This is a genomic window from Sphingobacterium hotanense (genome assembly GCF_008274825.1).
GTDB lineage: Bacteria > Bacteroidota > Bacteroidia > Sphingobacteriales > Sphingobacteriaceae > Sphingobacterium > Sphingobacterium hotanense.
Genome location: NZ_CP030848.1, coordinates 1,361,662 through 1,382,763 on the forward strand (window position 1 = coordinate 1,361,662; position 21,102 = coordinate 1,382,763).

General features: G+C 40.4%; 17 protein-coding genes. 11 read left to right on the plus strand and 6 right to left on the minus strand.

Translation table 11 applies throughout. The features are described from left to right. Positions 1 to 69: 69 nt before the first annotated feature. From DSM08_RS05685 to DSM08_RS05725, 9 genes are all read left to right on the plus strand, one after another. Positions 70 to 720, plus strand: coding sequence for a lytic transglycosylase domain-containing protein (locus tag DSM08_RS05685; protein ID WP_187773984.1), 651 nt, complete (start codon positions 70 to 72; stop codon positions 718 to 720). Positions 721 to 1,326: 606 nt separating this feature from the next. Continuing rightward, positions 1,327 to 3,474, plus strand: a complete 2,148-nt coding sequence (ccoN, locus tag DSM08_RS05690; RefSeq protein WP_149525253.1) for a cytochrome-c oxidase, cbb3-type subunit I — start codon at positions 1,327 to 1,329, stop codon at positions 3,472 to 3,474. Between the two features lie 25 nt (positions 3,475 to 3,499). Further along, a complete protein-coding gene (locus DSM08_RS05695) occupies positions 3,500 to 3,685 on the plus strand; it encodes a hypothetical protein (protein ID WP_149525254.1) in 186 nt (61 codons plus the stop codon). Positions 3,686 to 3,703: 18 nt separating this feature from the next. Beyond that, positions 3,704 to 4,615, plus strand: coding sequence for a cbb3-type cytochrome c oxidase N-terminal domain-containing protein (locus tag DSM08_RS05700; RefSeq protein ID WP_246172483.1), 912 nt, complete (start codon positions 3,704 to 3,706; stop codon positions 4,613 to 4,615). A gap of 18 nt (positions 4,616 to 4,633) precedes the next feature. Next, positions 4,634 to 6,031 carry a cytochrome c oxidase accessory protein CcoG gene (ccoG, locus tag DSM08_RS05705; RefSeq protein ID WP_149525256.1) on the plus strand — a complete coding sequence of 466 codons (1,398 nt, stop codon included), beginning with the start codon at positions 4,634 to 4,636 and terminating at the stop codon, positions 6,029 to 6,031. A 79-nt stretch (positions 6,032 to 6,110) separates the two neighbouring features. Beyond that, positions 6,111 to 6,533: a FixH family protein gene (locus DSM08_RS05710; protein WP_149525257.1), complete on the plus strand. Its 423-nt coding sequence runs from the start codon at positions 6,111 to 6,113 to the stop codon at positions 6,531 to 6,533. A 3-nt stretch (positions 6,534 to 6,536) separates the two neighbouring features. After that, positions 6,537 to 7,229, plus strand: a complete 693-nt coding sequence (locus DSM08_RS05715) for a sulfite exporter TauE/SafE family protein (RefSeq protein WP_149525258.1) — start codon at positions 6,537 to 6,539, stop codon at positions 7,227 to 7,229. 162 nt (positions 7,230 to 7,391) lie between these two features. Further along, a complete protein-coding gene (gene cls, locus DSM08_RS05720; protein WP_149525259.1) occupies positions 7,392 to 8,864 on the plus strand; it encodes a cardiolipin synthase in 1,473 nt (490 codons plus the stop codon). An 84-nt stretch (positions 8,865 to 8,948) separates the two neighbouring features. Continuing rightward, positions 8,949 to 11,657, plus strand: coding sequence for a carboxypeptidase regulatory-like domain-containing protein (locus DSM08_RS05725; RefSeq protein WP_149525260.1), 2,709 nt, complete (start codon positions 8,949 to 8,951; stop codon positions 11,655 to 11,657). A gap of 132 nt (positions 11,658 to 11,789) precedes the next feature. On the opposite strand, the gene DSM08_RS05730 is transcribed toward DSM08_RS05725, so the two are convergent. From DSM08_RS05730 to DSM08_RS05740, 3 genes are read right to left on the minus strand one after another with little or no spacing between them, the layout of a single operon-like run. Beyond that, positions 11,790 to 12,617, minus strand: a complete 828-nt coding sequence (locus DSM08_RS05730) for a DMT family transporter (RefSeq protein WP_223110868.1) — start codon at positions 12,615 to 12,617, stop codon at positions 11,790 to 11,792. Continuing rightward, positions 12,617 to 13,600 carry a YihY/virulence factor BrkB family protein gene (locus DSM08_RS05735; protein ID WP_149525261.1) on the minus strand — a complete coding sequence of 328 codons (984 nt, stop codon included), beginning with the start codon at positions 13,598 to 13,600 and terminating at the stop codon, positions 12,617 to 12,619. Before DSM08_RS05735 ends, DSM08_RS05730 begins: the two co-directional genes overlap by 1 nt. A gap of 9 nt (positions 13,601 to 13,609) precedes the next feature. Next, positions 13,610 to 15,370 carry an AMP-dependent synthetase/ligase gene (locus DSM08_RS05740; protein ID WP_149525262.1) on the minus strand — a complete coding sequence of 587 codons (1,761 nt, stop codon included), beginning with the start codon at positions 15,368 to 15,370 and terminating at the stop codon, positions 13,610 to 13,612. 674 nt (positions 15,371 to 16,044) lie between these two features. On the opposite strand from DSM08_RS05740, the gene DSM08_RS05745 reads away from it, so the two are divergent. Together DSM08_RS05745 and DSM08_RS05750 are read left to right on the plus strand one after the other, a co-directional pair. Beyond that, positions 16,045 to 16,953: a transposase gene (locus DSM08_RS05745; protein WP_149525263.1), complete on the plus strand. Its 909-nt coding sequence runs from the start codon at positions 16,045 to 16,047 to the stop codon at positions 16,951 to 16,953. 270 nt (positions 16,954 to 17,223) lie between these two features. After that, positions 17,224 to 17,730, plus strand: a complete 507-nt coding sequence (locus DSM08_RS05750; RefSeq protein WP_149525264.1) for an outer membrane beta-barrel protein — start codon at positions 17,224 to 17,226, stop codon at positions 17,728 to 17,730. Positions 17,731 to 17,836: 106 nt separating this feature from the next. Here the strand turns inward: DSM08_RS05750 and DSM08_RS05755 are convergent, their stop codons facing one another. The 3 genes from DSM08_RS05755 to DSM08_RS05765 are packed head-to-tail and all read right to left on the minus strand — an operon-like array spanning position 17,837 to position 20,973. Then, the gene (locus DSM08_RS05755) at positions 17,837 to 19,585 is read right to left on the minus strand and encodes a M61 family metallopeptidase (protein ID WP_149525265.1); all 1,749 of its coding nucleotides are present in this window, start codon (positions 19,583 to 19,585) and stop codon (positions 17,837 to 17,839) included. Between the two features lie 45 nt (positions 19,586 to 19,630). After that, positions 19,631 to 20,134 (minus strand): dihydrofolate reductase, encoded by a 504-nt coding sequence (locus DSM08_RS05760; protein WP_149525266.1) that lies wholly within the window; start codon positions 20,132 to 20,134, stop codon positions 19,631 to 19,633. Positions 20,135 to 20,151: 17 nt separating this feature from the next. Continuing rightward, positions 20,152 to 20,973: a thymidylate synthase gene (locus DSM08_RS05765; RefSeq protein WP_149525267.1), complete on the minus strand. Its 822-nt coding sequence runs from the start codon at positions 20,971 to 20,973 to the stop codon at positions 20,152 to 20,154. Positions 20,974 to 21,102 lie beyond the last annotated feature (129 nt).

The following is a 21,102-nucleotide window of genomic DNA, read 5'->3' on the forward strand; positions in this document are numbered from 1 at the left end:
TTATGTTGTAGTATGCTTTTGACGGTAATGTTGTTGTCAAAACTATACTCAAACCCCCAACCAGAGTCGATGACTGATCCTTTTAGAAAGGCCCTAGATCAGTCTATGATGTCCCAAGTCATTGCGGCTAAGGAACTATCAAAAAAGAATTCTAAGGATGATTTTTATAGCCAAATCTCCTTTGCAAACGAAACTATCCCCCACGAGGAGAGCTTTTTCAGAAAAAGAATAGACAAGTACTTAAGCAAGTTTGCCTATATTAAAAAGCCCTCAAATCAAATCCACAAGAAGGCGGACAAATTACTACCACGCATCGCAAAGATTCTTAAAAGTTATGGGATACCCGAAGACTTCAAGTACATTGCAGTTGTTGAAAGTAGTTTAAGTCCATCCACAACGTCGCATAAAGGTGCTGGCGGTTATTGGCAGTTTATGCCAGCAACGGCAAGACTTTACGGATTGCGCGTTGATGGTACTGTTGATGAACGTCTCGATCTCGTTAAATCAACACATGCTGCTGCCAAATATCTGAAATCGCTACATGCAGAATTCGGTGATTGGACTTTAGCTGCTGCTGCCTATAACGTAGGAGGAGGTAGTCTTCGCGCTTCATTAAGAAGACAGAAGAAAGATAATTACTACGAGCTAAAGCTTAATGCTGAAACAGCGGCGTATGTTTATAAAATCATTTCTATGAAAACTATCTTAGAAAATAGTTAGTCGGGAAAAATATAATACTAGATATTATTTTAGTAGAAGCTGCCTCAAAAGGGCAGCTTCTTTTATTTTATAGGATCTGTCTTTAAGAGTTACACCAACCGAGTGATGTGACTGCTTCGACATTCTTCCCTTTCAAAGCCCTTTCAAACCCAATACAAACCCCAATCATAACCCTTTCGAAAGGGTTATGATTGGGGTTTGATTAAATTTCAGATAGGCGGTATTAGGTTTTTGTCTCCTGTCAGGTACTATTGTTGTATTGCCTTAATATTACTGAACGCTGCTTAGCCTCTTATGCTTTGATTACTAACTGATAAGGTGTTTGATTCTTTGGGTATACCAACCTGATTTTTATGCCCTTTCCTAAAACATATGATAAATATTATTGTTACCTTTTATAAAAATGAGACTCTTGTCTCATTAGCTATCCAATTGAAAAATATAGAGTAACGACTAAAGCGGCTAACTAATGTTCCATTTCTACCATCATTTTATGGTTAAAGGACAAAATGTGATGTATATCACATTTTAGTGCTTCGGTTTATCATTAGAATGTCATGTGGTTACCGGTACCTTTGAATCAGGTTAACTTAATTTAATAGAATAATGCAGGTAGAGCAATTTAATTATGACAACAAGATTGTCAGAGATTTTGGAATCGCAACTGTAACATGGGGTATCATCGGAATGACGGTGGGTCTATTAATAGCCTTGCAGCTAGTATGGCCCGAACTGAATTTCGGCACCCAATTTACTACTTTCGGTCGTATCCGACCTTTGCACACCAATGCCGTAATTTTTGCCTTTGTTGGTAATGCCATCTTTATGGGGGCTTACTACTCAATGCAACGCGTGTTGAAAGCAAGGATGTTTAGCGATTTACTCAGTAAGATCCATTTCTGGGGTTGGCAATTAATCATTGTAGCCGCAGCGATTACACTTCCATTAGGTATCACTTCTTCGCACGAGTATGCGGAATTGGAATTACCAATCGATATCGCTATCGCTGTAATTTGGGTCGTTTTCGGAATCAATATGTTTGGTACCATTATCAAACGTAGAGAGCGTCACATGTATGTGGCTATTTGGTTTTATATCGCAACTTTCGTAACTGTTGCTGTATTGCACATTGTTAATGCTATTCAGATTCCGGTGAGTTTCTGGAAAAGTTACTATGTGTATTCAGGAGTTCAAGATGCTTTAGTACAATGGTGGTACGGACACAACGCTGTTGCGTTCTTCCTAACTACTCCTTTCTTAGGAATGATGTATTACTTCTTACCTAAGATGGCTAATCGTCCTGTTTATTCCTATAAATTAAGTATTCTACACTTCTGGTCCTTAATTTTCATCTACATTTGGGCCGGACCACACCACTTATTATATACATCATTACCAAGCTGGGTTCAGTCATTAGGAGTTGTGTTCTCCATCATGTTGATCGCACCAAGTTGGGGAGGTATGATCAACGGTCTATTGACCTTGCGTGGTGCTTGGGATAAGGTACGTACTGAGCCAATGTTGAAATTCATGGTCGTAGCATTGACATGTTACGGTATGGCGACATTAGAAGGACCATTATTATCATTAAAACAAGTAAATGCTATTGCGCACTTTACTGACTGGATTCCAGCACACGTACATATTGGTGCATTAGGATGGAACGGTTTCATGACTTTCGCAATCCTTTACTGGTTGTTCCCAAGAATTTATAGAACAAACCTTTACTCTAAGAAATTGGCGAATACGCACTTCTGGATCGGTACATTAGGTATCTTATTCTACGCAATCCCGATGTACTGGGCGGCTGTAGTTCAAGGTTTAATGTGGAAAGACTTTACTCCAGAGGGTGTATTGAAATACCCTAACTTCTTAGCGACTACTTTAGAGATTTTACCAATGCACATGATGCGTGCAGCAGGTGGAGCGATGTATTTAGTAGGGGTTATATTAATGACCTACAACTTAATCAAAACTGTAAAACAAGGTAAACTAGTAGCAAACGAAGCTGCTGAAGCACCAGCTTTAGAGCCAGTACATACAACAGAACGTTCACAACACCGTCGTTTAGAGCGCAAGCCACTATTATTCTTAGTGATGGCTTTGATCGCAATCTTGATTGGTGGTATCGTGGAAATGATTCCAACGTTTACAGTAAGTAGCAACGTTCCAAAAATCAGTTCTGTAAAACCATATACAGCATTAGAATTACAAGGTCGCGACTTATATATCCGCGAGGGTTGTGTGAACTGTCACTCGCAAACTATTCGTCCATTCCGTTCGGAAACAGCACGTTACGGTGAATATAGTAAAGCCGGTGAGTTCGTTTATGACCGTCCATTCTTATGGGGATCAAAACGTACAGGACCAGATTTGCACCGTATCGGTGGTAAATATCCTCACAAATGGCACTATGACCACATGTTAGATCCAACAATCACTTCACCAGGTAGTATCATGCCTCAGTATCCATGGTTAATTAGCCAAGATATCGAAACTAAATACTTAACTGGTAAGATGAAAGTGATGCGTAATCTAGGCGTTCCATACACGGATGCAGAGATTAATAACGCGGTTGAAGATTCGGAAAAACAAGCACTAGAAATTGTGAAAGATCTAGCTGCCAACCAAGTGGAAGTAGAACCGAACAAAGAGATCGTTGCGATGATTGCTTACTTACAGCGCTTAGGTACCGATATTAAATCTGCACCAAAAGCTGATAACGAAGCTGCAACGATAGATAACAATAACTAATAGCTAACATAGAAAAAGAAAGATTATGTTTAAGCAGATAACAAATTTACACGGGGACGAGATTTACTTGATCGTCTCCTTATGTATCTTCCTTAGCTTTTTTATCCTAGTGAGTGTCATGTTATTCACCATGAAGAAAAACTTTGTGGACTATATGAAGGAATTGCCATTGGAGGATACTGAGCGCGAATTAGACAAATTACCCGAATAGACAAGACCTATGATTTCTATGATATTACAAGACACTGTTGCTACAGAAGTTGCAGCAGCAGCACCACAGACGTTTGGAACGGGAAATTTATATAATGATATTTTCTATATCGTCGTATTCATCGTATTGATCGCGGTTTTATTTGCAGCCATTACGATCAACAAGGCCCTGCGCACGATGTTGAAAGTGACGATGCCAGATGTTGTACAAGAAGAAGCTCGCCTAAAAGCAGAGCGAAAAGCTTCAAGCCAATCAGCTTGGGCTAGAAGATGGAATCACTTCATCGGTTTAAAACCTATCGAACAAGAAGAGTCTTTGAAGATCGAAGATCACGAGTACGATGGTATTGCTGAGTTGAATAATCCTATTCCATTATGGTTCAACGCGTTATTTTACTCTACAGTTGTATTCGCGGTAGTTTATATTTTGATCTACCACGTATTTGGTGGACTGAACCAAGATCAGGAATACGAACGTGAGATGGCACAGGCAGAGATTGAGAAGGCCGAATTTTTATCCAAATCAGCAAATGCATTTGATGAGAACACCGTAGAGATTGATGCTACCGGTACGTTAGCAGCGAACGGTAAGGCGATATTTGCAGCAAATTGTCAAGCATGTCACGGACAAGCGGGTGAAGGAACAATCGGTCCAAACCTAACCGATAGATTCTGGATACACGGTGGAGAGATTAAAGACATCTTCAAAACTGTAAAATACGGTGTGCCAGATAAAGGGATGGTTCCTTGGGAACAAACATTAACTCCAGCACAGATTGCTGAGGTAAGTAACTACATCGTCACATTGCGTGATACCAAACCTGCGAATCCAAAAGCAGCCGAGGGTGTTGAAGTAGCAAGCTACCAAGCAGAAGGCGGAGCAGCTGAACCTGCAGCAGCAACAGACAGCACTGCAACAGCAACTAATTAAATTAAATAATACAATACCATGGAAATAGCAGCAAAGGGGAATGAGAATACTAACCAACCAGAAAAATCTAAAAGAAAGTGGGTTTATGCTAAGAAGCCTGCCGGGAAGCTTTATAATTATCGACAGGTTGTTGGTTACTCTTTGCTGCTGTTTCTTTTTGCAGCTCCATTTATCAAGATAAATGGAAATCCGTTCTTGATGTTTAACATCGTAGAACGTAAATTCTCCATCTTTGGGAATATTTTCTTGCCGCAGGATATGCACATCTTCCTTTTCGGGATGTTGATCATTATGGTCTGTATTGTGTTGTTTACTGCAGTATATGGTCGCGTTTGGTGTGGCTGGACCTGTCCTCAAACGATCTTTATGGAACTCATATTCCGTAGGATCGAATACTTTATCGAAGGCGATTGGAATCAGCAGAAGAAAAGAAACGAAGGGCCAGATACGGATGCAAAAGCATGGCGGAAGATATTGAAGCATGCCGTCTTTATAACGGTCTCCTTCATTATCGCCAACTTATTCTTGGCATATATAATAGGTGTGGACGCGTTGTTCAAGATTATTACAGATCCTGTTGATCAACATATCGCTGGTTTTATCTCCATTTGGGCCTTTACCTTTGTCTTTTACTTTGTATTCGCTTATGTTCGCGAGATCGTTTGTACACGTATTTGTCCTTACGGACGTTTGCAAGGTGTGCTATTAGACGAAAACTCAGTTACTGTAGCTTATAATGTAGCAAGAGGGGAGCCTAGAGGTAAGATTCGCAAGAACAGCGATGTGGTTACTGGAGATTGTATTGACTGTAACCTATGTGTACATGTTTGTCCTACCGGTATTGATATCCGCAAGGGAACGCAGTTGGAATGTGTTTCTTGTACTGCTTGTATCGACGCTTGTGATGCTGTTATGGATAAGATCCATAAGCCTAAACGTCTGATTGGTTTCTATACGCAGGCAGAAGCGGATGGTAAAGCAACGGTGCAAGATGGTAAAAAGAGAAATACCAGAGCAATTGTATATTCATGTATTTTGCTCGTATTAATGGGTATCTTTACTGCGATGATCTTTAGCCGTACCGATGTCGACGGTCGATTATTGAGAGCAAAAGGAAGTACCTATCAGTTCCGTGATGATGGAACAGTAACGAATCTATATTCTTTAGAGTTAATCAATAAAACCACGAGGGATATTGATTACGAGCTGGTAAGCGAAGATAAGGACGTAGAGATTCAAATCGTAAACCCGATTTCGCATCTAACGCGCGAAGGCAATGCTAAGTTAAGCTTGTTCTTGATTGCGAAGAAATCGAATATCAAGGAATACAAAACAAATATTAAATTGAATGTTGTGGCAGACGGTGAAGTGATTGAAACAATGAAGACAACCTTTATTGCTCCGCCAGCGAAATAAAACTTTCATGTTTCCAGTAGCATCCGCAAGAATGAGAATACTTGGAGGCTGTTGAAAACACACACTTACAAACAAAGGAATGAACTGGGGATATAAAATTGTATTTGGATTAGGGGCATTTGTGCTCTTCATCGTGGGCTTAGCCATCTATATGGTTTCAAACGATACAGATACGCTGGAAGATGATGATTATTACGAACGCAGTCTGAATTACGATGAAACATATCGTAAGAAAGAGAACTTGAATAATAATCACGCAAAACCGACGATACGGATTAGTCAGGATACATTGCTGATCAAATTCATATCGGCGGATAATAAGGGGCAGCTTCATTTTAAGCGTCCTGATGATAATAAGCTGGATGTTTCGCTCCCCTTCGCGACAACGACCGACCTATTCAAATTACCATTGAGTACCTTTAAGAAAGGTAACTGGAATTTGGAAATCGATTGGAAAAGTGGTGCTGATAGCTATTTAGTCGATCAACACGTTTACTATTAACAAATGACTTACCATTATCTTGCATTCTTTATGGGCCTTTTGGGCAGTATTCACTGCGCAGTTATGTGCGGTCCTCTACTGATTGCAATTCAAGGTGGGCATCAAATTTCCTGGAAAACAACCTTCAATAAGCTGATTTACCAGCTTGGCCGCATTCTGACTTATGGAATGTTGGGCTTAATTTTAGGTTTATTGGGGAATGCTGCAGCGATACAGGGTTGGCAGCAGATATTTAGTCTGGTTACTGGTATTATATTAACTGCATTGGGCTTGTTCTACATTTTTGGAAAAAGTTCCAAGCAATTGGCAAGCTTTCAAACCAAAGCAATTCAGCCTTTTGCTAAGTTTATGGGGAAATGGCTCTACCGTCCTGGCGGCAGTTTTGTTGCAGGCGTTCTCAATGGAGTCTTGCCCTGCGGGATGGTGTATATGGCTTTGGCATCTGCCGTGAATGCGAGTTCTCTTGAAAACAGCTTTATGTTTATGGTGCTGTTCGGATTAGGGACATTACCTTTATTATTACTATTCTCTTTCGTTGGCAATTTTCCAAGAAAGATCTTCAAAAAGGGATTCACTACTGTGTTACCCATACTCTTTATCCTGATGGGGGTCTGGTTTATCCTACGTGGTGCAAATCTAGATATTCCCTATTTATCGCCATTATTGCATGTCGACGGCGCAATGAATTGCGCATAATCTATACTGCTTTCCTACTTCTTTACTGTTTAAAAGAGTATATACCTAGCGTATATTTCCGCTATTGCTATTTCTTTTCTATCTTGCTCTTGTTCCTCAAACTTTTGGTTAGAAGTATGGTTGTATAGAGAGGACATCTTTTACAGTACTTTTTCTATCGATATGACTGAATATTTACAGCCTATAATACAGTTTTTTGAACAATGGGGATGGATTCCCTCTTCGATTATTTACCTAGGCGTTATCATCACGATTCTTATCGAGAATAGAAACCCAACCAAGACTATCTCTTGGGTCATGGTAATTGTCTTCCTTCCTCTTGTCGGGGTTATTCTTTATTATTTATTCGGACAAAAGTTTTCTAAAGTCAAGAAACTTAAGCGTATCAATCAGGAGCAGTCGCTCCGGCTGAAGAAAGAGTTTAAGCGATTAGAGCCATTGATGGCTTGGTCTATACAGAATATCCATAATAAGATTGGGGATTTTGCTCGTGTTTATTCTTATTTAAAAAATGAACGCCTTTCATCACCTACGCTGAATAATGAGGTGACGCTGTTGGTCAATGGGGAAGAGAAATTTAAATATTTCTTAGAATCATTAGAAAGTGCAACACATTCCATCCATATGGAATATTACATCTTCGACCTCGATGATATAGGAACAAAAGTGCTGAATATCCTCGAACAAAAGGCTACAGCCGGATTGAAGGTGCGTTTGATTGTCGATAGTTTCGGGTCGCCGCAATTAGTACGTCACATGCGTAAGATGCGAGGTAAAACGAATATTGAATTCCAAGCATTTCTACCTGTGACATTTACTTCCTTAGCCAATAGTAATTACCGTAATCACCGTAAGATTGCTGTGATTGATGGTTACATTGCATATATCGGTGGAATCAACATTTCGGACCGCTATATTAATCCAAATGGGTTTGGACTTTACTGGCGAGATACTTCCGTTAAAGTAGTGGGGAATGCCGGAACAATGTTCCAAATCAGTTTTTGGAATTCGTGGAATCAAACCGACGGAGATCCTTTCGATTTACAAGATGGCTACCTGCGGGATATGCCTGTAGTTGCCGAGCAACTGAGTGCTGTTGCATTGGTATCAAGCGACCCCGGATCGTTAGGGCCTTTTAATATGGAGGCGCTGTTGTTAAGTATCGGCGAAGCCAATGAAAGCATCAAGTTATGTACTCCCTATTTTATTCCTTCAGAGGAGTTAGCTACCGCGTTGAAGACTGCCGCTGGAGCGGGTGTTGATGTGGAATTGATGATCCCATCAACCGGCGACTCTTGGATTGTGCAACATGCATCTTTTTCATTCTTGAAACCTTTACTTGAACGTGGAGTCAAGGTATATCTTTATGAGAAGGGATTCTTACATGCTAAGACAGCAGTAATCGACGGCAAGATAGCTTATGTGGGGACTGTGAACTTAGATTTCCGTAGTTTCTACATCAATTATGAGGTAGCGACCGTAATTTCTAATAAGGCCTTCTGCGCCCAAATGGACGAACAGTTTGAAATAGATAAGAAAGAATGTTCCGTTGTGACCCTAAAAGATTGGAAAAGAAGAAAGGCTTGGAAACGTGGAATAGACTCACTATGCCGCTTGCTTGCCCCTTTATTATAGCTTAAGCATTGTTAAATTTCGTGATTCATGGCGTTCTTCTCCAAAAATTAGATATATTTAGCTTTTTGAAAAACTGAAGAATCGATGAGCAAAATAAATCGCATACTTTTCACAATTCTAATACTTTTAGCTGTCTCCAATTTCTCGAAAGCCCAAGAAAAACCCGCCATCCCGATAAATACTGCGGTGGAGAATGTGCAAAAGTTCTTTACAGTCTATCCAGTAGAAAAAATTCACCTACATTTCGACAAACCTTATTACGCAGTAGGGGATACGCTATGGTTCAAAACCTATTTGAATACTAACCTATTTAATTACGACCCGAGTAAGGTCGCTTATATAGAGATTCTTAATAGTCGTGATTCCTTAATGCAAACTCTTCGTGTGCCACTGAAGGATGGTGCTGGAAAAGGTCAATTAGTATTAGACCCGCAGTTCTGGTCGCAGGACAACTATAGGGTCCGCGCTTACACCAAATGGATGATGAACTTTGATATGGGATACTTTTATAATAAGGTAATTCCAATCGGAGATGCAATTAATAAGAAATTAGGATCAGACGTAAGCTTTGAACCAGATGGCAATAAAACCAAAGCCATTCTGCAATTCCGTGATCGACAAGGACAGCTATTAAGTCGTAAAAAGCTAAGTTGGGAAGCCAACGATGGTTGGGATCCTTTTGATAAAGGCAAAGGCGAAACTGATGCTCTAGGTCGTGTCGTTGTCAGTTTATCTAACAAAGAGAAAGAGAAATTTAAGAACGGACGCTTAGTTGTCAAACTTGAAGATGGGGAGACCTTAGTCGGACAATATCCATTACGTAACGCCATATGGGAGGCCGATGTGCAATTCTTTCCGGAAGGAGGTGATTTAATATCGGGTATCTCAAAGAAAGTAGCTTTCAAAGCAGTCAGTTCGACTGGTCTCGGTCTAAAAGTAAAAGGTAAGATTATCGATAGCAAAAAGCAAGAAGTTGCAAGTTTTGAGGACCTTGGACTAGGAATGGGATCTTTTAATCTTGTACCTGTTAGTGGAGAGAGTTACAAAGCTATGGTAACTTTTGAGAATGGAGAACAAAAAACATTCGACTTACCAGCCGTTGTAGATAATAAAGTCAACGTCGTATTTGCAAAACAAGAAGGCGAGTTTATCAACCTAGGCATTGTTACGAATGATAGCCATTTCCAAGCCGTTCAGAACAAACCATTCTATGTTTTCGGGCAGCTGAACGGTCATTTAGTATATGCTGCCCAAGCTTCGATGAAGAGTGCGGCGGTATCAATTCGTATTCCTATCAAGGAACTTCCGAACGGGATTGTCCAGATAACCCTACTTTCACCAGATGGAGAGCCGCTTTCGGAACGCCTTGTATTTATACAGCCGCAAAAACTAATCGATATACAAGTAAAAACCGATAAGGATAGTTACGCTCGTAAAGACTTAGTGAAAATGAAGCTAAATGTGAATAGTCCAGTTGATAGCTTAATCGGAAACTATTCTGTCTCTGTAATCGATGAATCGAAGGTGCCGTTTAATGATGACAATGATAGAACGATCGTTAGCAGTATGTTGCTTACGTCCGATCTAAAAGGCTATGTGGAGAAACCGAATTACTATTTCAATGAGAAGAATACCAATCGTTTAGACGCTTTGGATGCATTGATGATGACACAAGGTTTCAGACGTTTTGATTATAAAGAATTGGTGCAAGGAAAGCTTCCTCAGGTACGTTTTATGCCTGAGCAGGGTATTACTTTGAGCGGTATATTACGCTTAAACACTGGTCGTCCGCAGCCGAATGGAGGTTTATTGTTGACAATTCCAGGCGCGGCCGTTAAGAAAGACACTTACACTGATAAGAACGGTGTGTTCAAGTTTGAGAATCTTGTATTCCAAGATTCGTTGAAAGCAACCATCAACGCTAGAGGAAACGACAATTTCCGTAACCTTGTTATTAATATGGATCAGACATTCTATCCAGAAGTTGATCAGAATAGTCCATACTTCAGTGCAGGTATCCAGAACATCGACCAGAATATGTCTGCATATTTAGATAACAGTAAAAAGGAATTCCGTACTTCCATCTTGATTGATGAGGTAGTCGTGACAGCGACGCAAGAGAAGAAGCAATCGAGTAAAGATTTCTCTGCGCTATCCGGATTATCTATGCCAGATCACCGAATCGAAGGTAGTCGATTACAGGGATGTAACGTATTGAGCATGTGTTTAAATACTTTGCTTACGGGTATTACGTATGATGTCAATACCTTGAAATACTATGTCACACGTAACTACAACCAAGGAAGCCGCGTTCCGGTGCAGTTCTTCTTGAACGGGATGCCGATTGATGAACCATCTTTAAACTCCATAACTATACCTGAAATCGAAGGCATTGAGATCTTCTTGCGAGATGATTTAGGAACTGTTCGCAACATCTACCAAAACGATGGTGTTGTGTCTATCATCACGAAGAAGGAGAAGAAGCAGCCTCGTATGACAGCAGCGCAGATTGAAGCCATGCTTCCGAAGTCCAATGTCGTAGAATTACATCCATTGGGATACGTGAAACAACGCGCTTTCTACACGCCGAAATATGCTACACCGGAGAGCAAGAATACCAACGATTACAGAACAACCGTTTACTGGAATCCTGAAATCAGAGTAGAAAAGAATGGAGAAATAGACCTGGAATTCTTCAATGCTGATGGTACTGGTAAGTACAAGGTGGTTGTCGAAGGAAACGATATACAAGGTAATGTGGGCCGAAAGGTTTACTATTACAATGTTAAATAGGATTAGATATAAGATATCATATATTAGATATTAGACATTGCATAAAAGGTTCGAAGGCTACTTCGGACCTTTTTGCATTCTATAGCGATATGTTGATAAGATTTTTTAGCGTTATCCTATTCGTTATATGCGCTACTTTCTAATATTTAATATTACCGCTGCAAGGATTACCGCGATACCCAAAAGAGCATACTCACTAAATGTTTCCTGGAACAGAAAATATCCAAATACTAACGCATAGATTACACCTAAATAGTTTAAGCTGGCTACTTTGGCAAGATTAGCGCGCTGATAGGACAGCGTCATATAATACTGCGCTATTTGCGTAAAGATTCCGATCAGCAACAATATTGCCCAATCCCATCCTTGAGGATTTTCCCAATGCATGAGCGTATAGACACCGACGAAGGGGAGGGTGATAAGTGGAAAATAAAAGATGATCACCAAGGGATGCTCGGAGGTCTTCAGTTTGGAGATGATATTGTATGCAAGGCCGGCAAACAATGCCGCTGTTAACCCGATGATCAGGTCTAAAGTAGAGATCCTCGGGTCGAAGCCTTTCAACATGATGACTCCGGCAATTGCCAATGCGAAATAAAGATAGCGGATAGGCTTGACGGGTTGCTTTACGATAAAGATTCCCAATATAGCCGTAAAGAAAGGAGAGAGGTAATTTATTGTCACTGCGGAGGCGAGCGGAATATGCTGCAAGGTATAAAAGGAACCAACCAAACCAATACAACCAGCTACACCACGCAAAATCAACAGCGGTTTGTTGTTCCCAAATACAGGGATATGATCGCGCTTAAGAATAATGTACGACGCGACTAGGCTAAAGATGGATCGAAAGAAAACAACTTCGACCGTTGGAATATGAGACACATACTTCACACATACATTCATCAGCGCAAAAAATAGCCCTGCTAAAAGCATGTATTTAATACTATCTTTTTCTTCCACTATTGCACAGGGTCATTATGTTTTTTAACTACTTCGCGAATACCGGTTTCGGGGTCGATCTCTAATTCAGTCTGCTTCACGAGTACCGCAAATGAAGAAGGTTGGATACCCTTCCCATATTTTACGGCATATTCCTTAGTAAACTCTGCTCCAAAGTATAGAATTGCCGAAGAGTAATAAACCCATGCCAATAAGATAATGATTGACCCTGCGGCGCCGTAGGACGAAGCTGTCATGTTCTGACTTAAATAAACCGAAATACCATACTTGCCGAGCATAAATAGGAAAGAGGTAAACAGCGCTCCACCTAAGATATCCTTAAAGCGAACCTTCGCATCCGGAAGAAAGGCATAGATAGTACCAAAGAGGGTAGTGATGACCAAGAAAGTAATAGTCGTATTCACCATGTCGATCAGGCTGATATCCCAATGTTGTATAAATTGATTGAAGTAATCAGTCATAATCCCAATCAAACTACTCACAATTAAGGATGCCATCAATAGGAATACTAGCCCTAATATCATAGAGAAGGAAATCAAACGGTTGATGATCAGTTTTAGCCAGCCTTTCTTCGGCTTTGGTTTTACTTTCCAGATCGTATTAATGGAGTTTTGAATATCAACAAAGATGGTCGTTGAAGTGAACATTAAGGTAGCCGAACCGATGATGATCCCGATGTTGGATTTGCTATCTAAGGAAATCTTTGACACCGTGGATTCCAAGGTTGACGCAATTTCCCGTCCGAAGAGCTCGCTCAGCTCGTCCATAACCTGTTCGCGGGCACCGCTAGTGCCATCCAAATGCTCCCCATAAAAAAAACCTAAGGTCCACGTTAATATCAATAACAGTGGACCTATAGAAAATACAGTATAATAAGCTAATGAAGCACTAAGCTTCATACAATTGTCCTCGATAAAACCATTTACAGCATTGATTAATAGCCCCCAAAATTCTTTTAGTTTGGTCCAAATAGTAATTATCATAGGCAGTTCTTATTCCTTATAAATATCTTTGATTAGTTCTTCGTTTTTCTGTAGAATAACCTTGCGCTTAAGGCTCAACTTCGGCGTTAGCTCTCCGTTGTCGATGGTCCATTCCTTTGAAAGCAATTTAAATTTCTTCACTTGCTCCCAATGCCCAAAGTTAGCCATTGCTTGCGAAATTATATGCTCATATTTTGTTAAAACTTCACCTTGCTTAATCGCTTCTTCTCTAGAGCTATACGGGATCCCTTTGTGCTTGCAATATTTTTCTAATTCTTCAAATGCAGGAACGATTAATGCCGCAGGGAAACGTTGATTCTCACCTATAACCATCACTTGCGCAATCAAAGTCGACTCCATCAATTTGTTTTCCAACACCTGCGGCGCGACGTATTTACCGCCAGCAGTTTTGAACATTTCTTTCTTCCGATCCGTAATCCGTAAGAATCCGTCCGGAGTTAGCTCGCCAATATCGCCGGTATGAAAATACCCATTGCCATCGAAGGCCTCTTTTGTCGCTTCCTCGTTTTTATAGTATCCTTTCGTAATGCTAGGACCTTTAACCATGATCTCGCCGTCTTCAGCAATTTTTACATCCAAGTTTTTCAATACGCGACCTACCGTACCGAACTTTACGTCATTTTCATCCCAGGAATTAACAGCGATAACAGGAGAAGTCTCCGTAAGACCATAGCCTTCCAGAACTTTAATTCCTGCTGCCCAAAATACACGTGCTAAACGCTCCTGTAGTGCCGCTCCACCGGAAATGATAATCTTGCTGTTGCCACCCAAAGCCTCTTTCCATTTCGAGAAGATTAATTTGCGCGCGATACCCAGTTTAAAATTGTAAAAAGCAGAGTTCGATTTCGGCTCCTGATATTTCAGCCCTAAATCCAATGCCCAGAAGAAAAGCGATTTCTTAATCCCCGTCAGATCCTTGCCCTTTGCAACAACCTTATCATATACTTTTTCAAGTACACGCGGTACAGTGGTAAATAGATCAGGTTTTACATCATTGATATCGACGACGATATTATCTAGATTTTCAGCGTAGTAAATCTGCACACCACGAGAGAAATACATATAAACAACCATGCGCTCAAAGATGTGACAGAGCGGCAAGAAACTTAAAGCTTTCTTATATTCGGTGGTAATCAGGTGATTACACGCTTGTACGTTGCTCAACAGATTCTCATGCGAAAGGTAAACTCCCTTAGGCTTCCCTGTAGTCCCGGATGTGTAGATCAATGTCAATAAATCTTCCGCCTCAACAGCATCGTTGTAAGACGTTAAGTCTACATCATTCGCCTTTCCTAAGTCCGCGACCTCCATATAATATTTCCGGCCCTCCAACTTATCGAAGGTATAGGTTTCTATATTGATGTTATTCTCTTTCATCGCCAAGTCTGCTTTTGCAGCTAGGTCTTCGTTACTAACGAACACCATTTTTACGTCGGCATCATTGATGATGTATATCAAATCCTGATTGGATAGGGTAGGATATAATGGTACCGTTGCAACGCCCAATTGGTTACATGCGAAGTCAACAAAGTTCCATTCCGGACGGTTTCCCGACATGATAGCCACGCGATCGCCTTTCTTGATGCCGCGTGCAATCAGACCCTTGCTTAAATTATTAACTATATAGACGAATTCCGCCGTAGAAAAGGTACGCCATTTATCTCCCGCACGACCAGCAACCATAATGTCCTTGGCATACTCCGTCTTATAATTTATAATGATATCGAATAATCTATTGAACTTGTTCATATCTTGTTCTCTTTTATTAAATAACAGTTTATAATCTTCAAAATTTAGGTCTGACTAATATATCGTTTTTTTGATTAAAAACTATGCTAGCAGAGTAATAATTATGCTATCTAATTTCACATCTTGGTTAAAATCAATGATATAGATAGATTATCAAATTCTGTTAACCAAAGTAGCGAAGCGATTATTGAATATTAACTTATATCTAATTTGAGTTCATTAAAAATTTTCAAAAACATCTTTATTCCCTCGCCTGCAAAATCACTTGCTACTTCAATAAGTTAATAAAAATTATGGATAATCACTTCATCTTTCTTGGCAAAGCTAACGATGTGATTGCTTTGAACCTACGATATGTCATTCGCATATCAAACCCAATATATAACCCAATCAAAGCCCTTTCGAAGCGGCTTTGATTGGGTTATATATTGGGTTTGAAAGGGGAGTGAAAGGGTTTTAAGTCGAAGTTCGTACTTAGTGCCTTAGTCGTTAGACCCGCTCATGGCTATCCTTCGATTCTTCCTTTCTTGGTTCAGAAATAGTAGTTAGTAGTTAGTAATGCGAATTAAGGGTTGAAATATATTGGAAAAAGCTTCTTAAAAGAGGGGTGAGAACTTGCATAAAAGCCTGATTATCAGTATATTTATAATGTTCCTTACGCATTATTAAACAACATGATCAATCAGGCCAAGGCTCTAAAATTAATAAAATTACACCAGTATGTTTGTGATAAATATGACAGTGAACTGCAATATTACTGTCAGCGATTTTCAAACAATAACAAACCTGACTTTACTGATCAGGAGGTTTTGACCATCTATTTATTCAGTGTGCACGAGGAACAGCGGCTAAGGATCAAGCAGATCCATAAATTCGCCTCGGATTATCTGATGGATTGGTTTCCCAAGCTAACTTCATACGTAGCATTCAACACCCGTATCAACCGCCTTTTTGATGTTTTGAGATCTCTTTGTCAGTCAGTTATAGAGGACTTTGCACCAGAGGAGTGCTCCAGAGAATTTTCCCTACTGGACTCTATGCCCATCATAACCTGCAGTGGGACTAGAAGGGCAAAGGTAGCTCTGGGGATAACGGATAAAAGCTTCTGCTCAACGAAGAGGCTTTGGTATTTTGGATTAAAGCTTCATGCGCTCAACAGCTATAACAAATCAACGCTGCCTCGTCCGGAAAGCATTGTAATAAGCAAGGCATCTGAAAGTGACCTGAACATATTTAAGGAGAATTGGGCATCCATCGCAGGTAGGACGTTCTTTGGTGACAAGATATACCGTGACGCCCCGTTCTTCGAGTGGTTTTATAAAGAAGAAAAATCAATTATGTATACTCCGATAAGGGAAACCCAAGGAAAACCAGATTGTTTAAAAAGCAGGGATCGTGCTTATAATGACCTGTTTTCAAGAGCAGTATCTAAGGTAAGACAACCAATCGAATCCTTTTTTAATTGGATAAATGAAAAAACACAGATACAAAACGCAAGTAAGGTCAGATCTACCAAAGGACTATTAGTACATGTGTTCGGTAAATTAACAGCCTGTTTCATAAAGCCTATTTTCAACCCTTAATTCGCATTAGTAGTTAGTATAAAGACCTATGGCGTAAAATCCTGCCCATCCTTTAATCCTTCCTTTCCTGGTTCAGAAACAGCCCCTTTTTTTCTTTCAACATGATCCTGCCAATCCTTCGATCCTTCCTTTCTTGGTTCAAACCTAAAAAGCATAGGTCTAACTATTAAATACTCCCTACTTTATAGTCCACGATATACTTAAGTCGCGTTTTTACCGTTTAAAAATTAATGCTACATTTGGGCGTTTAGTTAGATAGATAAATAATTTATGAAGAAAACATTACAATTAACTTTCATTCTAGTTTTGACTGTATTTGCGGGTATGAACATTGCTCAGGCACAATTGCCAACAACACATGCTATTGGGGCTCGCTTCGGATCTGCAACAGGTGTGACTTACCGCTATAGCTTGAACCAAACCAATGCCATCGAGGGTATCTTGAGTGTGCAAAGTAATTCGAAATATAGTAGATTTCGTTTGGTAGGTTTGTATGAATATCACATGCCTATCGCAAACGACTTTTCTTGGTTCTGGGGATTTGGTGGTAGTGTTGGATCCTATTCTGGCAAAGCTTATACCGACGATAAGGGAAATCGCTTTGACAAGTATTCTGAACTTGCATTGAGTGTGGATGGTATCGCAGGGGTAGAATACAAAATACCTTCAGCGCCAATCGCTCTTTCATTGGATATCAAACCTCACTTTGACTTCTTGCAAAGCTCGGGCTTTAAAATATTTGATACCTTCGGATTCTCTGTTAGGTACACATTCTAAGAAAAACAAAGGCTCGCAATCGCGAGCCTTTGTTTTATAAAGATTTTAGTTAGAAAACTTTCAGAAATTTTTGTTCCTGTTAGTATTCAGTAGACGCATGAAGTAATTATTGATTAGTGGGTGCCAACGACAACCAAATATCTCCCAATACGCGTTGTTCTGCCGTAGCTTCCGGATTTCTTTCAATATAATACGACACACGATCGCTAACCTTCAACGTAACAGGGATTTCGCGAATCAATCCTTCTCGCGCGATCATGATATTCAGCGTAGTTCCAATCGCTGAGCTACTGATTGCTAAATCAAGTTCCCGACCTTGCGGGTCGATTCTCGTACCGTTGACTGCTACGATTTCATCATCCACATTCAGTCCAAACTCCCAAGCCGACGAGTGGCGATCAATATTTTTGATCACGGTTCGTCCGTCGTGATGAGATACCTTGATACCCAAACTAGGAACAATATTCGCTTTATTCTGATCGATAAACTGATAGCCTACTAGGTTGAAGTAAGCATTGTAATCGAGTTCTTCGCAAGTATGAGCAGCGTCGAAAATTTCGCCTAGGCTTGTGCCCGACACTTCCTCCGCAAGCTTTCTAAATTCAGCTTCCTCGATCCCTCTACCATCAATTAAGTAGAATTGTTTATAGGCAGCTTGTAAGACTTGGTCTAATCGCTTTTCTCCATTGGTTTGCGCGAGGATACTGATATCCAACATGCAGGCCAGCATAGCGCCCTTATTGTAGTAGGAAATACTTGAGTTTTGGGAATTCTCATCCGGGCGGTATTGTTTGATCCAGGTATCGAAGCTCGATAGCCCTACGGATTGCACTAGATGACCGGGCTTATTCAACACCATATTGAACTCGCTGACTAAAGCTTGTAAGTAGTCTACCTCATCACGAAAGCCACATCTACGGGTAATGAGGTTGTCGTAATAAGCAGTAAACCCTTCAAAGATCCAAAGAAGATGCGTGTAGTTCTCTTCTTCATAATTAAATGGTCCCAATGTCTTCGGACGCAAGCGTTTCACGTGCCACAAATGGAAATACTCATGAGCAACAAGGCTTAAGAAATTTGTATAACCAATCGCATTGGAGTAAGCATTGCGTCCCGACGCTAATACTGTAGAGTTTAAGTGCTCTAAGCCTCCGTGTGCACTTTGGTAATTATGTGTTATAAAAACATATCGATCGTTTGGATTAGAACCCCACAATTTCGTTTCCTCTTCCACGATTTTCTTGATATCGTAGGAAAGCATATCCTTATCGTAGCTTCCTACGCCCACCATTGCAAATTCGTGCGGTATTCCTGCAGCTTCAAAGCTCCATATATCCTGGTTTCCAATTTCTAATGGTGAATCAAAAAGGATGTCGAAGTTCTCCGCATAAAATGTGTTTTCTTCGTTGTCGACTTTTGGTAAACCTGTTGATATTTTAGACCAATAACTTGGCAAGTTTACCCGTACGATTGCGTCGTGATTGAGGTGGCCGGCAACATAGAAGAAAGTCCCCGCCGGGCTAAGGAAAGCATGCTCAGCATCCACAAAGTTCGTACGAACAGACTTTTCAAAGCTATAGATGCGATATTTGATCATCACACTGTCGCTCGGATTGTCGATGCGCCATGTATTTTTGGACACCTTATAGATTTTCAGATCCTCAGCATTGTCCTTCACCGCGGAAACTTGTTCGATATTTTTGGAGAATTCGCGCACAAGGTAGGAGCCGGGCGTCCATACAGGCATTTTGATGTCTAAAAAGGTGTTGGCAAAACCTTGAATGTACATCTCCATTTCAACATAGTGTGCCTGTGGCTCAATAAAAGAGATCTGAAAATCGATACTACTGTTCATGCTTTTTATAGTTATGAGAAAAGGGAAGCTAGTTAAGCATTCCCTTTATTTTTTAATTCTGTTATATACTTCGAAAGTGTAGTCAAACTGATGCTTTTCATCTTTTGAATGGGCTTCAGACGATACTAGCTCCCAATCTTCTGCAGGTAGGGCAGGGAAGTAAGCGTCAGCATCATCAATTTCAGCATGCACGCGTGTAAGAAGAACTTTGGAAGCAAGGGAAAGTGCTTGCTGATAGATTTGAGCACCACCGATGATAAAAACTTCACGTTCGTCTCTGCAATAAGTCATTACCTCCTGCAAACTGTTTGCAACATCGACGTCTTCGGCCTGAAAAGTTGGCTGTCGCGTGATTACGATGTTTCTACGGCCAGGTAGGGCTTTACCGATCGATTCAAAGGTTTTTCTGCCCATAACAATGGAATGGTCCATTGTGTTGTTCTTAAAATATTTAAAATCGTTCGGAAGGTGCCATAACATTTGGTTGTTTTTTCCTATAGCATTGTTTTCCGACGCGGCAACGATTAGTGTGAATGTTGGATAACTCATGTAATGTTTTAATATGATTATACGGCAACAGGTGCTTTAATATGCGGGTGGAATTCGTAGTCTACCAGTTCGAAATCTGAGAATTTGAAATCAAAGATGTCTTTGATATCCGGGTTGATGATCATTTTTGGAAGTGGTTTCGGATCTCTGGATAGCTGCAATTCGGTCTGCTCAAAATGGTTGCTATAAATATGGGCATCGCCTAGCGTATGTACAAATTCGGCAGCTTCCATGTCGCAGACCTGCGCGACCATCATGGTCAATAGTGCATAGGATGCAATATTGAAAGGTACGCCTAAGAAGATATCGGCACTGCGTTGATATAGTTGGCAAGATAGCTGCGGTTTATGAATTCCTTTTTCAGGCTCTGCCGGAGCAACATAAAATTGAAAGAAGGCGTGACATGGAGGTAAAGCCATGTTTTCGACCTCAGCCACATTCCAAGCTGATACAATAATCCGTCTAGAATCAGGTGTATTCTTTAATTGATTGATTACTTGGGTGATCTGATCGATATGGCCACCGTCAGGCTTTGGCCAGGAACGCCATTGCGATCCATAAACAGGACCCAGGTTTCCATCTTCATCCGCCCATTCGTCCCAAATACTAACACCATTCTCTTTCAAGTATTGAATATTGGTTTCCCCTTTCAGGAACCATATTAATTCATGGATGATGGAACGTAGGTGTAGTTTTTTGGTCGTTACTAACGGAAACCCTTCTTTTAGGTTGAAACGCATTTGATATCCAAAAACACTTTTCGTTCCGGTGCCTGTTCTATCGGTTTTAACAACCCCATTTTGATAAACATGCTCCAATAAATCCAAATACTGTCTCATAGGTTCGTTTCCTTTTTATATTAGCTACGAAGATACCTTTTTTTTCTGAAAGTGTGAGTTTTCATTGGCCATCAAGAACTTTCATCCCTGTAGGTTTTTCAATGGAAGTATGAAAGTTTTTTCTGAAAG